Source organism: Flavobacterium sp. ENC, from assembly GCF_020991415.1.
Classification (GTDB): Bacteria; Bacteroidota; Bacteroidia; order Flavobacteriales; family Flavobacteriaceae; genus Flavobacterium.
Genome location: NZ_JAJMOY010000009.1, coordinates 74,783 through 89,753, shown reverse-complemented (window position 1 = coordinate 89,753; position 14,971 = coordinate 74,783). Strand labels below are relative to the sequence as shown.

Annotated in this window: 12 protein-coding genes; 4 read left to right on the top strand and 8 right to left on the bottom strand. The window is 37.0% G+C overall.

The features are described from left to right. Window positions 1-147: 147 nt before the first annotated feature. From secA to LPB89_RS18960, 4 genes are all read right to left on the bottom strand, one after another. Window positions 148-3,492: a preprotein translocase subunit SecA gene (gene secA / locus LPB89_RS18975; protein ID WP_230703233.1), complete on the bottom strand. Its 3,345-nt coding sequence runs from the start codon at window positions 3,490-3,492 to the stop codon at window positions 148-150. An 87-nt stretch (window positions 3,493-3,579) separates the two neighbouring features. Further along, window positions 3,580-3,801 (bottom strand): DUF2795 domain-containing protein, encoded by a 222-nt coding sequence (locus tag LPB89_RS18970; RefSeq protein WP_007138072.1) that lies wholly within the window; start codon window positions 3,799-3,801, stop codon window positions 3,580-3,582. Between the two features lie 239 nt (window positions 3,802-4,040). After that, window positions 4,041-4,610, bottom strand: a complete 570-nt coding sequence (locus LPB89_RS18965) for a cob(I)yrinic acid a,c-diamide adenosyltransferase (protein ID WP_230703232.1) — start codon at window positions 4,608-4,610, stop codon at window positions 4,041-4,043. Between the two features lie 128 nt (window positions 4,611-4,738). Next, complete coding sequence (locus tag LPB89_RS18960; RefSeq protein WP_127339684.1) at window positions 4,739-5,425, bottom strand: ABC transporter ATP-binding protein; 687 nt, start codon at window positions 5,423-5,425, stop codon at window positions 4,739-4,741. 298 nt (window positions 5,426-5,723) lie between these two features. On the opposite strand from LPB89_RS18960, the gene LPB89_RS18955 reads away from it, so the two are divergent. Next, window positions 5,724-6,383 carry a DUF6565 domain-containing protein gene (locus tag LPB89_RS18955; RefSeq protein WP_230703231.1) on the top strand — a complete coding sequence of 220 codons (660 nt, stop codon included), beginning with the start codon at window positions 5,724-5,726 and terminating at the stop codon, window positions 6,381-6,383. A gap of 63 nt (window positions 6,384-6,446) precedes the next feature. Here LPB89_RS18955 and LPB89_RS18950 read toward each other — a convergent pair whose 3' ends face one another. Then, window positions 6,447-7,238 carry an O-methyltransferase gene (locus tag LPB89_RS18950; RefSeq protein ID WP_230703230.1) on the bottom strand — a complete coding sequence of 264 codons (792 nt, stop codon included), beginning with the start codon at window positions 7,236-7,238 and terminating at the stop codon, window positions 6,447-6,449. A 126-nt stretch (window positions 7,239-7,364) separates the two neighbouring features. Here LPB89_RS18950 and LPB89_RS18945 point away from each other — a divergent pair, with 126 nt between their 5' ends. Together LPB89_RS18945 and LPB89_RS18940 are read left to right on the top strand one after the other, a co-directional pair. Beyond that, a complete protein-coding gene (locus tag LPB89_RS18945; RefSeq protein WP_370635588.1) occupies window positions 7,365-8,918 on the top strand; it encodes an SDR family oxidoreductase in 1,554 nt (517 codons plus the stop codon). 160 nt (window positions 8,919-9,078) lie between these two features. Then, window positions 9,079-9,447: a four helix bundle protein gene (locus LPB89_RS18940; protein WP_230703229.1), complete on the top strand. Its 369-nt coding sequence runs from the start codon at window positions 9,079-9,081 to the stop codon at window positions 9,445-9,447. Between the two features lie 169 nt (window positions 9,448-9,616). Here the strand turns inward: LPB89_RS18940 and LPB89_RS18935 are convergent, their stop codons facing one another. Continuing rightward, window positions 9,617-11,479: an ABC-F family ATP-binding cassette domain-containing protein gene (locus tag LPB89_RS18935; protein ID WP_230703228.1), complete on the bottom strand. Its 1,863-nt coding sequence runs from the start codon at window positions 11,477-11,479 to the stop codon at window positions 9,617-9,619. Between the two features lie 93 nt (window positions 11,480-11,572). Next, entirely contained in the window at window positions 11,573-12,535 is a 963-nt protein-coding gene (locus tag LPB89_RS18930; protein WP_230703227.1) for a T9SS C-terminal target domain-containing protein, read from the bottom strand. Window positions 12,536-12,770: 235 nt separating this feature from the next. On the opposite strand from LPB89_RS18930, the gene LPB89_RS18925 reads away from it, so the two are divergent. After that, a complete protein-coding gene (locus LPB89_RS18925; RefSeq protein WP_230703226.1) occupies window positions 12,771-14,108 on the top strand; it encodes an undecaprenyl-phosphate glucose phosphotransferase in 1,338 nt (445 codons plus the stop codon). On the opposite strand, the gene LPB89_RS18920 is transcribed toward LPB89_RS18925, so the two are convergent. Further along, window positions 14,109-14,846 carry a tyrosine-protein phosphatase gene (locus LPB89_RS18920; protein WP_230703225.1) on the bottom strand — a complete coding sequence of 246 codons (738 nt, stop codon included), beginning with the start codon at window positions 14,844-14,846 and terminating at the stop codon, window positions 14,109-14,111. Window positions 14,847-14,971 lie beyond the last annotated feature (125 nt).

Genomic DNA, 14,971 nt, shown 5'->3' with positions numbered 1-14,971 from the left:
TGAATATTTTTTTTATTTTTTTAAATAATAAACCCGACAGGTTTTGAAACCTGTCGGGTTTATTTTAGTTTGCAGTCTCAGTTTTCAGTCTCGTTCGCAGTTTACAGTTTCAGACTGAGACTGTAAACTGCGACTGAATACTGAAAATTATTCTGTCACAAGAACCCAGGTGCCTGCTGCCAAAAGGGTTTCTGCTTTTTTGAATTTCATTGTTTCGGTTTTACCGGTAGCAACTTCCTGAACTGTTACAGTATCATTACGGTTGATTTTTGGCATATCTCTTACAATCGTTTCTGTAACCTGACGTTGTTGTGTTTCTCCCGCTTCACGGTTGATGTCTTCGCTGTTAACGATTTCGTCTTTGCTTAATTTGAAGTTTTCTTTCTGACGAACTTCTTTTGCCTCGTGAATTTCAGGAACGTTCTGAGCCGGTAAATCACCTTTGAATAAAAATGAAATCACCTCTTTGTTTACGTTGTCTAACATTCCTCTGAACAAGTTAAAAGCTTCTAATTTGTAGATAAGCAATGGATCTTTTTGTTCGTGAACGGCTAATTGAACAGATTGTTTCAATTCATCCATTTTACGTAAGTGTTTTTTCCACGCCTCATCCACAATAGAAAGTGTGATATTTTTTTCGAAATCAGCAATTAATTGCGCTCCTTCGCTATCGTACGCTTTTTTCAAATCTGTAACTACATTCAAAGTTTTGATTCCATCTGTAAACGGAACTACGATACGCTCAAAATGATTGTTTGGCTCTTCGTAAACTCCTTTGATGATCGGGAAAGCTTCTCTTGCGCTTCTTTCTGTTTTCTCTGTATAGAAAGCCAACGTTTCTTTGTACACTTTTCCGGTAATTTCGATGTCTGATAATTTTGTAAAATCAGCTTCAGAAATTGGGGAAGTGATTGAGAAATAACGGATCAGGTCAAATTCGAAAGTTTTGAAATCATTTGCCGCTTTATTTTGGCTTACTACTATTTCACAAGTATCGTAAAGCATGTTGGCAATATCCAGTTTCAGACGCTCACCAAACAAGGCATGGCGGCGACGTTTGTAAACTACCTCACGTTGTGAGTTCATAACGTCATCATATTCCAATAAACGTTTACGAACACCAAAGTTATTTTCTTCTACTTTTTTCTGAGCACGCTCGATAGATTTTGTCATCATCGAATGCTGGATCACTTCACCTTCCTGAAGTCCCATTCTGTCCATCACTTTAGCGACTCTTTCGGAACCGAATAAACGCATTAGGTTATCTTCAAGGGAAACATAAAACTGAGAACTTCCCGGATCTCCCTGACGTCCTGCACGACCACGTAACTGTCTGTCTACACGACGGGAATCATGACGCTCTGTACCCACGATTGCTAAACCTCCGGCAGCTTTTACTTCCGGTGATAATTTGATATCGGTACCACGACCAGCCATGTTTGTGGCAATAGTCACCACTCCGGCTTTACCTGCTTCTTCTACAATCTGTGCCTCTTGTTTGTGCATTTTTGCATTCAAAACGTTATGGGTAACGCCTCTCATTTTCAACATTCGGCTTAATAATTCTGAAATTTCTACAGAAGTTGTTCCAATCAAAACAGGTCTTCCTGCATTTGATAATTCCGTTACATCTTCAATTACCGCGTTGAATTTTTCACGTGTTGTTTTGTAGATATAATCTTCTTTGTCTTGTCTTGAAATTGGACGGTTGGTTGGAATTTCAACCACATCCAGTTTATAAATCTGCCATAACTCTCCGGCTTCTGTTACCGCTGTACCTGTCATACCTCCCAGTTTGCTGTACATTCTGAAATAATTCTGTAATGTAACGGTTGCAAAAGTTTGCGTGGCAGCTTCGATTTTTACATTTTCCTTTGCTTCAATCGCCTGGTGCAAACCGTCAGAATAACGACGGCCATCCATGATACGACCGGTTTGCTCATCGACAATCATAATTTTGTTATCCATGATCACATACTCCACATCTTTTTCAAACAAAGCATAGGCTTTTAAAAGTTGTGTTAACGTATGGATACGCTCGCTTTTTACGCCAAAATCCTGGAATAATTTTTCTCTTGCTTCGGCTTCAGCGTCTTTGTCCAGTTTTTGTTTTTCGATCGCCGCAATTTCAGTCCCGATATCCGGAAGTACGAAAAAGTCAGCATCTGTATCTCCTGAAAGGTATTGGATACCGTTATCAGTAAGCTCAACCTGATTGTTTTTTTCTTCAATTACAAAATACAAAGCCTCATCGACTTTATGCATTTCGCGATTGTTATCCTGCATGTATTGATTTTCGGTTTTTTGAAGCAATTGTTTAACGCCTTCTTCACTCAAAAATTTAATTAATGCTTTATTTCTTGGTAAACTTCTGTACGCTCTTAACAATAAGAATCCGCCTTCTTTAGTGTTTCCTTCTTTGATTAATCTTTTTGCTTCAGACAAAAATCCGTTTGCTAACTGACGTTGTTGCGCCACTAAGTTTTCGATTTTTGGTTTCAGCTCGTTAAATTCATGACGATCTCCCTGAGGAACCGGTCCTGAAATAATAAGTGGTGTTCTGGCATCATCAATCAGTACCGAATCGACCTCATCGACAATGGCGTAGTTATGTTTTCTCTGTACTAAATCGCTTGGCGAATGTGCCATGTTATCTCTCAGGTAGTCAAAACCAAATTCGTTGTTGGTTCCGTAAGTGATATCAGCGTCGTATGCTTTTTTTCTTTGTTCTGTACTTGGCTGGTGATTGTCGATACAATCCACAGTTAAACCGTGGAATTCGAACAATGGAGCTTTCCATGTACTATCACGTTTTGCCAGGTAATCATTCACCGTTACTAAGTGAACACCATTTCCGGTTAAAGCGTTTAAGTAAAGAGGAAGTGTAGCCACCAACGTTTTACCTTCACCCGTTTGCATTTCGGCAACTTTACCTTCGTGCAAAACCATTCCTCCGATTAACTGAACATCATAATGAATCATGTCCCAGGTAATTTCTTTACCGGCGGCATTCCATTTGTTAGCCCATGTAGCTTTGTCACCTTCTATGGTCACATATGTTTTTGTGGCAGAAAATTCCCTGTCTTTTGCAGTCGCAGTAACTTCAATAAAAGAATTGTCTTTAAAACGACGTGCTGTTTCTTTTACAACAGAAAATGCTTCCGGAAGAATTTCCAGTAAAGTTTTCTCTGAGATTTCGTAAGCTTCTTTTTCAAGAGCATCAATAGCATCATAAAGATCTTCTCTTTTGTCAATGTCTTCGATGTTTTCAACTTCCGCTTTAAGCGAAGCGATTTTAGCATCTTTGTCAGCTCTGGCTTCTTTTATCCTTTCTTTAAAATATACAGTTCTGGCTCTCAATTCGTCGTGAGACAAACTCATTAAGCTGGTTTCGAATGTTTTAATTTTATTTAAATAAGGTTGTAAAGCTTTGACATCTTTCTGTGACTTGTCACCTACAAAGACTTTAATAATACTGTTTATGAAACTCATGATTTATTGTATTTCTATATTATGTAAATGTGTATTTGAACCAAAAAAAAAGCCTCTGTGATGAGACTTTTTCCTTTGGTTTATTTTTTAATATTCATCCTCATTCCAAAGATAATCTTCGTCTGTTGGATAATCAGGCCAAATTTCTTCCATTGATTCATATATCTCTCCTTCATCTTCAATAGACTGAAGGTTTTCTACTACTTCTAATGGAGCACCAGCTCTAATAGCGTAGTCAATAAGTTCGTCTTTGTTAGCAGGCCATGGCGCATCACTTAAATAAGATGCTAATTCTAATGTCCAATACATCTGTTATCTGTTTAGTTTGTGCAAAAATAAATTTTTTACTGAAAAAGACAAGTAAATTTTGATTTATTTTAAGAAAATTTAAGAACGTCTCTTGTTAAATTCCAAAAAATAAATTCCAAATTCCAAAAAAGGAACATAAAACCTACTATAGAGGAACTTTTTGTATGTTGTTTAAATTCGCAGAATTTTTAATTTTTCCCTGGAATTTGGGATTTGAAAAATTGGAATTTTAAGAAAATTTATTTTCTCGGAATCCATTTCACTTCCTCCGCTTTTAAGTCAGAGGACAACTTCCGTGCCAAGACAAAAAGGTAGTCAGAAAGTCGGTTTAGGTACTGTATTGCAATTTCAGGTACCTGTTCATTATGGCTTAAATGTACTGCCAAACGCTCTGCGCGGCGGCAAATGCATCTTGCAATATGACAATGTGACACAGTAGGGTGTCCACCGGGTAAAACGAAATGCGTCATTTGTGGAAGGCTTTCTTCCATTTTATCAATCTCATTTTCCAGTAATTCGATATCCGTATCGACAATTCCCAGATTTTTTAGCCTGAGTTGTCCGTTTTTCAGGACTTCTTTTTCTGCCGGAGTTGCCAAAATGGCGCCTACGGTAAATAAGCGATCCTGAATTTCGATTAATATGGTTTTATAATGCGAATCAATTTCCTGATCACGAATGAGTCCTATATAAGAGTTGAGTTCATCCACAGTTCCATAACTGTCAATTCTGATGTGATCTTTGGGAACACGGTCGCCTCCAAAGAGAGCCGTTGTTCCTTTATCCCCGGTTTTTGTATATACTTTCATTTATTTTAGATTTTAGATTTCTGATTTTAGATTTAATATTTGGAAGCTAAAAATTATTTTAATCGATTTAAATCCTCAAAGTATGAGTTACACAACGAATCTAAAATCTAAAATCAGAAATCTATAAATTATTTGGTAGTGTCGCTTTCAATCAAACCATCGCGCAAACGAATTACGCGATGTGCATAAGCTGCGATGTCTTCTTCGTGTGTTACGAGGATTACGGTGTTTCCCAATGCATGAATGTCTCCGAAAAGCTTCATGATTTCTACAGAAGTCTTGCTGTCTAAGTTTCCGGTGGGTTCATCGGCCAATATTATGGAAGGTTTGTTGACCAAAGCACGGGCAATGGCCACACGCTGGCGTTGTCCTCCCGAAAGCTGATTCGGCTGGTGATCCATTCTGTCGGCAAGATTTACCTGTTTCAGCACTTCTGTGGCACGTAAGACACGTTCGGATTTAGAATATCCGGCATATATCATAGGTAAGGCTACATTATCTAAAGCCGTAGTTCGCGGCAAAAGGTTGAAAGTCTGGAAAACGAAACCAATTTCCTTATTTCTGATTTCTGCCAATTCATCATCACGCATCTTGCTTACATCTTTTCCATTTAAAACATAATGTCCGGAAGTTGGCGTATCAAGACAGCCAAGCAAATTCATCAAAGTCGATTTTCCGGATCCCGAAGGCCCCATTAAAGCTACATATTCACCTTTGTTGATTTCTAAGTTAATACCTTTTAATACATAAACAATTTCGTTGCCCAGGACAAAGTCTCGTTTGATGTCGGTTATTTTAATTAATGGATTTGCCATTTCGTTTTACAATTTTGGTTTTAAAAGTACAAAACACTTTTCAATAATCGATGAGTAGCCATTAATTGATTTTTGTTACAGAAAGCAGTATTTATTAGCGGTGTTTTTTCTTTTCTAAAAATTATAAAACATTTAAAAAAATCTTTGTTATATGATTCTAATTTGTTTTTACATAATTATCATATTTTGTAATTTTTATTAAATTATGTTTAAAATTTTTATTAAATTTTCTCAAATAATTTATAATTATTCAAATATTTAACTATATTTGTTCTATAACATTTAAATAATCAAAATTATGAGAAATATACAAATTGTATCAGGTATTGCATTAATAGCTTTAAGCTTCACATCATGTAAAGATGAAAAACAGGAAAATGCGAAAAAGACAATCGACGCTTATGTGACTTATGTCGATTCAGTAAAGAATGTTGCAGCAGATGATCTGAAAGCGGATTGGAAAGATGTTGATGCTGAATACAACAGAAGAGCAGAAAATGCACAATTGGCTCTTGCTGACATTAAAGATAATACAGCAGAAACAGAAAAAATAAACACTACAAAAGTTAAATACGAAGAGTTTAAAAATGAAATGACCAAAGTTTTGGCTCCACCGGCACCAAGTCCTAAACAACAATTGCGTAATGCGTTATTTGGTGAAGGAAAAATTGGTGACGATATGAGTTTTGCCTGGGTAAATGCTCAAAATATCCATAGTGTGTACCAACAATTTGTTCATACAGTAGAGAATAACAAAGACAGTTATTCACGTGAAGACTGGGATGAAATTAAATTAATGTACGAAGCACTTGACAGCCGTAAAAATACAGTTGAAAAAGAAGGTCTTACTTCTGAAGATAACAGAAAAATTGCAGGTTTAAAAGTGAAATTTGCTCCAATGTATACGCTTAACAGAATGGGAGCTAAATCTGAAGAGACAGCAGCTGCTAAAAAATAAAAATAAAATAAAAAAATTGTAATAATTATAAGAAATGACAATCAGAAATGGTTGTCATTTTTTTTATGCCCTGATGACAAAATGTTCTTTTTCCTGTTCGCGTCTGAAAAAGACAAATCCCCATTGAAATGTGTCGATCGTGACTTTTACTTTCGGGTGGTTTTTAATGATTTCCCAGGATTCCTCCATTTCAGCGGACCAGTGAATGTCATCGAAAATCCAAACGGAATCATTTGTAGTGGTAGGCAATAAAAGTTCAAAATACGCCAGCGTGGCTTTTTTAGAATGATTACCGTCGAAGTAGATGAGTTCAAAGTTTTCAGTCTCAGTTTTCAGTCTCCCTTTGATCTCTTGCAGGTACTTTTCGAATTCTGTTATAACTGAATTGACATTATTGAAATTAAATTTTTGCAATTGTAATTGAGATTGATTTGCAGTTTGAGGACAGCCTTCCAGCGTAATTACTTTTGCTTGTGGATTGCCTAACGCAAGGGCAGAAGTGGCCAAACCCAATGAGGTGCCAATTTCTAAAATGGTGTCAGGTTGAAAATAGTGAACGACGCGAAATAATAATTCGGCACGTTTTGGAGAAATTCCGGCTGTTTGTGCAATTTTTGCAATTTGTCTCGTATTCGATTTAAAAACTTTTGAACCGGCACCAAAATCGGTTACTTCTATAAAATTTTTATTTTCCAGAAGTGATTTTCTGTACTTTTTCAGAATTGCATATTCCGGCTTTGCTTTTTTATCGTAAAAACACTTCGTTATTAAATGAAATACAAACGGAGAATGAACGGCATGTTCGTTTTTGGAGTTCCAAAGAAATTTTAAGTATGATTTTATCTGAAATAGCATAGCAACAGTTACAAAGTGGCGACGAAGATACAAATACGAAAGACAATACCCAAAAGCCAATAGGTTTTAAGAAGTTTATTGCGCTCTTAAAAGACTATATTTGCGGCCTTGAAATAATACACATTTATGATGCTGAAGGAAGAATCAGAAGACAGGAAAATAATAACTCCGGAAGAAATTGAGCGATGCATTGCTATTCTGGCACAGTTGAATACGGATACCGATCAGATATTTGATATTCCGAAAGAACAGCGAATCGCGTTGATCAAAGAGGCAGGAATGTTCTCAAGACCGGATCGTGGTGAGTTTTCCAGAAGAATTAAGGACGGGAAGCAAGCGGCCAAACGCAAAATGGAAAAGAAAGACAAAACGGCCCGTAAAGAAACCGGAATTCGTCATGCCCGTGAAGCTAGTGTGTTTACGGCGCCCAAATTACTGGCTTTTAATGAGCTGGCTCATAAAGAACAATTAGAGCTGGAAACTCCCAGAAACTGTTATGTGTGCAAAACAGGCTTTACTAAAATGCACCACTTTTATGATACTATGTGTACCGACTGTGGTGATTTTAATTATGCCAAACGTTTTCAGACGGCTGATGTAAAAGGACAGATTGCTGTGATTACCGGTTCCCGGTTAAAAATTGGGTATCATATTACACTGATGCTTTTACGCGGCGGGGCAACTGTGATTGCAACAACCCGTTTTCCGGTGGACTCTGCCTTGCGTTTTTCTAAAGAAGACGATTTTATGGAGTGGGGGCACCGGTTGAAAATTCATGGACTGGATTTACGACATATTCCCAGCGTGGAAATTTTCTGCAATTTTATCGAGCAGAAATACGAGCGACTGGATATTCTAATCAATAATGCCGCTCAGACCGTTAGGCGTCCTGCAGGTTTTTATACACATTTAATGGAAAATGAGGAGCGCTCCATTGCTTCTCTGCCAAAACAGGCTCAGGAATTATTACTGGATCATATCAATTGTCTTGATGAATTGAAAATCCTGACCAGCGGAGCTTCTTCAAACCAAAATATGCCGGTGACATGGCACGGACCGGAACCGGGGATTGGGTTGCGCGCTTCGGCTAAATTATCCCAGATTCCGTATTCTTTTGATAATGCCCTGGTGGCAAACGAAGTTTTTCCGGAAGGAGAACTCGATGCCGATTTACAGCAGGTAGATTTAAGGAAAACGAACAGCTGGCGTTTGAGATTGGGTCAAATCGAAACGACAGAAATGATTGAAGTGCAACTGGTGAATTCGGTGGCTCCTTTTGTGCTTTGTAACCGCCTTTCGGAGGTCATGAAGAAAGACAATACCGGACAAAAACACATCATAAATGTTTCGGCAATGGAGGGGAAATTCCACCGCTTTTTTAAAGAAGATCGTCATCCGCATACCAATATGGCGAAAGCAGCGTTGAACATGTTAACACATACTTCTTCGGGAACTCTGGCGAAACATGGTATTTTTATGAATGCTGTCGATACCGGCTGGGTAACTGACGAAGATCCTGCTGAATTGGCAAAGAAAAAACAAGAGTTAGAAGATTTTCAGCCGCCATTGGATATTGTAGATGGCGCAGCCCGTGTTATGGATCCTTTGTTTGACGGAATAAATACAGGAAAACACTGGTGTGGGAAGTTTTTGAAGGATTATAATCCGATTCCGTGGTAGGGGATTAGTTGCAGTTTTTAGTCTCAGTCTCGGTCTTGGTCTCAGTCTTGGTCTCAGTCTTGGTCTCAGTCTTGGTCTCAGTCTTGGTCTCAGTCTTGATTTTTAGTAAAAAGAAGGTTTTTTCTTATTTTTTTTCTTATCATTGTGAAAAATTAAATTCATGGATTTTAAGGAATTACTGGCTTATAAAAAATCATTTCAGCTTGCAATGGAAATATTTGAACTATCAAAATCATTTCCATGTGAAGAAAAATACTCTCTTACCGATCAAATCCGTCGTTCCTCAAGAAGTGTTAGTGCTAATATTTCTGAGTCCTACAGAAAGAGAAGATATATAAATCATTTTATAAGCAAGCTGACAGACAGCGATGCGGAAAATTCGGAAACCAATGTCTGGCTGGAATTTTCGCTACAATGCAATTACATCAGTAAAGATACATTTGATACCTTAAATTATAAAAGCATAGAAATCGGAAGGTTGATTAACTACATGATAAACAATCCAGCGAAATTTGGATGTGTTGTTTAAGTCTCAGTTTTCAGTCGCAGTCTTCGGCGGGTTTCAACAAAAAAAAACACATTACAAAAATGCTTTTTGTAATGTGTTTTTTAATTTTAACCCAAAGAATTTCGACAATTCACTGTAAACCGCGACTGAGACTGCGACTGAGACTGAAAACTGCGACTAAAAACTAAAACTACCCTTCAATCTTCGCCGAAAGCTCAAACCAGCGTTCTTCTTTAGAATCTATTTTATTAATGATATTTTGCAGTTCGTTTGCTTTTTTCTCGATATCGGCATCTGCTACTTTTCCGTCAGAGAATAATTGTTCGATTTTGGTTTTGTCAATTTCTAAATCTTTAATTTCCCTTTCCAGTTTTTGATATTCTTTTTGTTCGTTGAAAGTCAGATTTCCGGTCGGATTATTTTGTTTCCAGTCTTTCTTCTCTGCTTTGTTTTCTTCTTTCTGCGCTACATCGGCACTGTCTTCGTAGGCTCTGAAATCAGAATAGTTTCCTGGGAAATTCTCGATTTCACCGTTTCCTCTGAAAACAAATAAATGATCGACAATTTTATCCATGAAATAACGGTCGTGCGATACCACAAGCAAACAACCCGGGTAATCTAAAAGGAAGCTCTCTAAAACGTTCAGGGTTACAATATCCAAATCGTTCGTTGGCTCATCCAGAATCAGGAAGTTTGGATTCTGAATCAAAACGGTACACAGGTACAGACGTTTTAATTCTCCACCACTTAATTTTTCGACAAAATCATATTGTTTTTTAGCATCAAAAAGAAAACGCTCCAGCAATTGTGAAGCCGAAATCATTCTGCCTTTCGCAAGCGGAATAAATTCGCCGTATTCTTTTATAATGTCAATCACACGCTGATTCGGTTTCGGGTTGATTCCGCTTTGCGTGTAATAACCAATTTTTATAGTTTCGCCTTTTACGACACGTCCGCTATCCAACGGAAGTGTTCCGGTAAGAAGGTTCAGGAAGGTTGATTTTCCGGTTCCGTTTTTACCAATGATTCCGATACGTGCGCCACGCTGGAAATCAAAACTAAACTGATCCAGAATTACGTGGTCTTTAAATTTTTTGGAGATTTTGTGAAGCTCAATAATCTTACTTCCCATACGTTCCATATTGATTTCAAGCTCGACTTTGTTTTCCTGACGACGGCTTTGTGCTTTTTCCTTGATTACATAAAAATCATCCTGACGCGATTTTGACTTGGTCGTTCTCGCTTTTGGCTGACGGCGCATCCATTCCAGTTCTTTTACGAATAGGTTTTTTGCTTTGTCAACACTTGCGTTTTCAGAGGTAATTCGTTCTTCTTTTTTCTCTAAATAATAAGAGTAATTTCCTTTGTACTGGTATAATTTTCCGTTATCCAATTCAATGATTTCGTTACAAACACGTTCTAAAAAGAAACGGTCGTGCGTCACCATAAACAAAGTGATATTTTCTTTGGCAAAATAACTTTCAAGCCATTCGATCATCTCCAGATCCAAATGGTTGGTTGGCTCATCCAGGATCAATAAATCAGGACGATTGATCAATATGATAGCCAAAGAAAGACGCTTCTTTTGTCCACCCGAAAGATTTTTTACTTTTAATTTAAAATCTTCGAGTTTTAATTTGAATAAAATCTGCTTGTATTGGGTTTCAAAATCCCATGCATTATGCTGATCCATTCCGTCAAAAGCTTTTTGGTAGGCTTCTTCGTCATCCGGATTTTCTAATGCTTTTTCGTAGGCTTCAATTACTTTAAGTGTTTCATTATCTGAAGCGAAAATACTTTCTTCGATAGTCAGTTCTTCCTGAAGGTTGTTGTCCTGCGAAAGAAAAGCCATGCGGATTCCTTTTCGTAAAACGACCTGACCGGTATCCGGTTCATCCAAACCGTTAATAATGCTCATAATGGTTGTTTTTCCAGAACCATTTTTGGCAATAAAAGCAATCTTTTGGTCTTTATTGATTCCGAATGAGATGTTGTCAAATAAGGTTCTTTCCCCAAACGACTTCGATATGTTTTCTACAGATAAGTAATTCACTTTGTAAATTATGAGTTATAAATTATAAGTTCTGAATGTTTTACAAATCACAACTTTTTTGCAAAAGTAAGTTATTATATTGCGATTTGCGAATTATTTATCGAGATCCGAATTCAAAAGCGAACTCAAATCAAAATAATGAATTTGCTGCGGAACATTGAGAATAGGTTTCCGCACCAGGCTTTCATTCGTTACATAATAATGAAGACCGTCGAGTGTTGCAATACCTTCAATCTGATGAAAAGGGAGTTTAAGGTCAATTTTCCTTTTGTTTCCGGTTAAGAAATTATGATCTTTAAAATCATACAAAAGATATAAAAAAGTTTTTCCTGTTTTGGAATACCCACAAAGTACAATCCGTTTTTTGGATTCCAGATAAGTGGCTCCGGTCACCAAACCTTCTGTGTTAAGGGTTTCCTTGTATTGGGCAATCTGTTTCCCGGGTTGATTGGGCAACACATAAATACTGGTTTTGGAAGAGCTCCACTGCTTGGAAAATAAATAAATGCTGTCGTGGGTTGCAATAAAAGCTTCACAGTCAAAATTGGTCGTGTTTCCTCTTTGGGCAGTAAAATCAGTCTGGTCTGAATAGGAGAAGGAGATCGTGTCCATAGTAGGATTTCCACCTAAAAAAGATTTTTTTTCAATTTTTAAAATATGCAGATCCGTTCGGTTTCCCCTGAAATTATTTCCAAAATCACCAACATACAAATAGGTACTATCCTGTGAAATTTCCTCCCAGTCGTGGTTTACAGTATTGAGAATTACTTTTTTTCTGATTTTGCCCAGGGAATCCAATCCGTAAAGCGTCGTATCGTGATCATCATTGTGTGACCATAACAAACCGTCAAAAGCAATTAATCCGGAAGTTTCTTTTAAGGAATCACTTAATCGGATGGAATATTCCGGTTTTATTTTTAAAGATTTATACTGGCAACTCCCGTCATTACTTGTGGCGGCCGGATTGTAATTTATGGAAAGCGGGTCTGTACAGCCGGAAATCTGACCATAAGAAACTGATATTGTTGCTATAAATAATAAAAAGTATTTTATCATTGAAGTCGTTTTAGATTCAGACAGGTTAAAAGTAAAATTTAAAAATAAATTGATTTTAAAATAAGCTAAAAAATATAATTTAAATGTTATTTTGCACCACGATTGCTTAGATCCGAATTTATTCTGAGAAAGTATTGCGCACAGTCCCCCGAATATGAAAATTTCTGAAAAAATATCACATTACCGTTTTTCCCGCTACTTCAAAATTTTGTTTGTCTGTTTAGATATTCTATTGTTGAATCTGGCAATAAATCTTTCTGCACTGGCCCGATTTGGAGGTTTGAAGGAACTCCTGCTAAAGGAGGAAAAAACGATTGCCTTATTGATGAATTTAATCTGGATCGGTTTGTTGCTGCATAGAAATTCCTATCGAATGATCCGCATTGAACGTATCGAATCGATACTGAAAAGAACCATCAATAAAATTGTGATCCATGCGGCACTGGTGGCGATTTTTGTTGTTTTTTTAAAATATGCCGACATTTCAAGGCTTCGATTATTATATTTTTATCTGTTTTTCTTCTTGCTGATCATGATTTCGCGTTACGCATTGATGAAACTTTTAAAAGAAATCAGGGCGAACGGCTTTAATTTTAAAAAAATAATTATTGTCGGGGCTAATGATACGGGAGAAAGAATGCAAAAAATCCTGGCGAAAGATTTAACATACGGTTATCGGTTTTTAGGTTTTTTTGATGATAAAGAAGGGATTGCTCCCGGCTTTTCAGGCCCGCTTTTAGGTGGATTTGACCGTATTGAGAGTTTTATCATTGACGAAAAAATTGACGAGATGTATGTGGCACTTCATATTGATAAAATTGAAGTAATTAATAAGCTCACGAAAATATGCGAACAGAACATGATTCGTATTAAATTTATTCCTGATTTTCAGTTGTATACAAAGTCAAGTAAAGTTGAGGTTACGTTTTACGAAAATACTCCCGTATTGATGTTTCGTCCTGAACCTTTGGAATTTGCTTCCAACAGGCTTATCAAAAAGGTATTTGATATTTGTTTTTCGCTTGGGGTTATTTTATTGATTTTTCCGTGGCTTTTGCCAATAGTGGCGCTTATTATTAAAGTGGAATCCCGCGGTCCGGTCTTTTTCAAACAGGAACGTTCGGGCAGGGACAACCGATCTTTTATGTGTCTTAAATTCAGAAGTATGTATGTCAATGATCTGGCACACAACAAACAAGCTGGAAAAGGCGATAGCAGGATTACCAAATTTGGAGCTTTTATCCGCAAAACAAGTATAGACGAATTGCCGCAGTTTTTTAATGTTTTCTGGGGGGATATGTCTGTTGTCGGACCAAGACCGCATATGGTCAATCTGGCAAAAGAATACAGCGAACTGATTAATAATTATTTAGTACGTCAATATGCGAAACCGGGAATCACAGGCTGGGCACAGGTAAATGGGTATCGCGGCGAAACGAAAGAGCTCATCGATATGGAAAACAGAGTCGATTACGACATTTGGTATATCGAAAACTGGAGTTTGCTTCTGGATATTAAAATTATTGTCAGAACGATTATTAATATTTTCAAAGGGGAAGAAAACGCCTACTAGCTAAAATTTGAAAAATTGATTGTTTGCAATAACCTCCTTTAAAGCAGAAGCATTTTTTATTTTTATTTTTTTACCCAATTCCTTCATGTGGTTGCGATGATGGACGTCAGAACCAACAAAATCATACATTCCTTTTTTCAGTAACTCTTCGCTAATTTTAGTGACTCCGCTACCGTAATAGCCAACGGCAGCCAGTAAATTCAATTGAAACAAACAGCCGGACTTTTTTAGTTTTTCATATTCGCTAAAGTTTTGATGATAATACAAATACCTTTCAGGATGTGCCAAAACCGGAATGTAACCCGCGACCTGCAAATCAAAAAGTGTTTTGTGTAATTGTGCCGGCGGACTGATGTACGATATTTCTACGAGTACATAATTGTCTTTTAGGGTCAGCAGTTTTTCAGTTTTAAAATGATTTTCAAACCAGTCGTCCATAAAATATTCTGCCGCGGCACGAAAGGGAGTAGTAATTCCATTTTCTTTTAATGCCATTGCCGTTTCCTGGTGATTGATCCTGATGACCTCAGGCGAATTATCCCAGAAATGGTGTTTTATGTGCGGCGTCGTTATAAATTGAGAAATGCCAATTTCGGCAAAATCCTTTGCGAGTTTTAGGGTGTCACCTATAGTTTTGGCGCCGTCATCAATTCCGGGTAAAAGATGCGAATGAATGTCGATATAATTATCGGAAAGAAGGTCTTTCAGGAATGGTTTTGATTTGAAAAGTGATAACATGCTGCAAAAATAAAAAAAAGGATGTGTTTTTGAAGAATTTGTTAAATGGAAATTCACCACTCAAAATTAAGGTAACAATGTAACTGCTCATTTCGTAATTATATTATATTTGGAGTTATTAAAAA

Excerpts from the sequence above, each read along its gene's own strand:
- LPB89_RS18920 (WP_230703225.1), bottom strand. The coding sequence starts at position 14,846 with ATGTTATCACTTTTCAAATCAAAACCATTCCTGAAAGACCTTCTTTCC.
- LPB89_RS18930 (WP_230703227.1), bottom strand. The coding sequence starts at position 12,535 with ATGATAAAATACTTTTTATTATTTATAGCAACAATATCAGTTTCTTAT.
- LPB89_RS18960 (WP_127339684.1), bottom strand. The coding sequence starts at position 5,425 with ATGGCAAATCCATTAATTAAAATAACCGACATCAAACGAGACTTTGTC.
- LPB89_RS18970 (WP_007138072.1), bottom strand. The coding sequence starts at position 3,801 with ATGTATTGGACATTAGAATTAGCATCTTATTTAAGTGATGCGCCATGG.
- LPB89_RS18945 (WP_370635588.1), top strand. The coding sequence starts at position 7,365 with ATGATGCTGAAGGAAGAATCAGAAGACAGGAAAATAATAACTCCGGAA.
- LPB89_RS18965 (WP_230703232.1), bottom strand. The coding sequence starts at position 4,610 with ATGAAAGTATATACAAAAACCGGGGATAAAGGAACAACGGCTCTCTTT.
- LPB89_RS18940 (WP_230703229.1), top strand. The coding sequence starts at position 9,079 with ATGGATTTTAAGGAATTACTGGCTTATAAAAAATCATTTCAGCTTGCA.
- LPB89_RS18955 (WP_230703231.1), top strand. The coding sequence starts at position 5,724 with ATGAGAAATATACAAATTGTATCAGGTATTGCATTAATAGCTTTAAGC.
- LPB89_RS18950 (WP_230703230.1), bottom strand. The coding sequence starts at position 7,238 with ATGCTATTTCAGATAAAATCATACTTAAAATTTCTTTGGAACTCCAAA.
- secA (WP_230703233.1), bottom strand. The coding sequence starts at position 3,492 with ATGAGTTTCATAAACAGTATTATTAAAGTCTTTGTAGGTGACAAGTCA.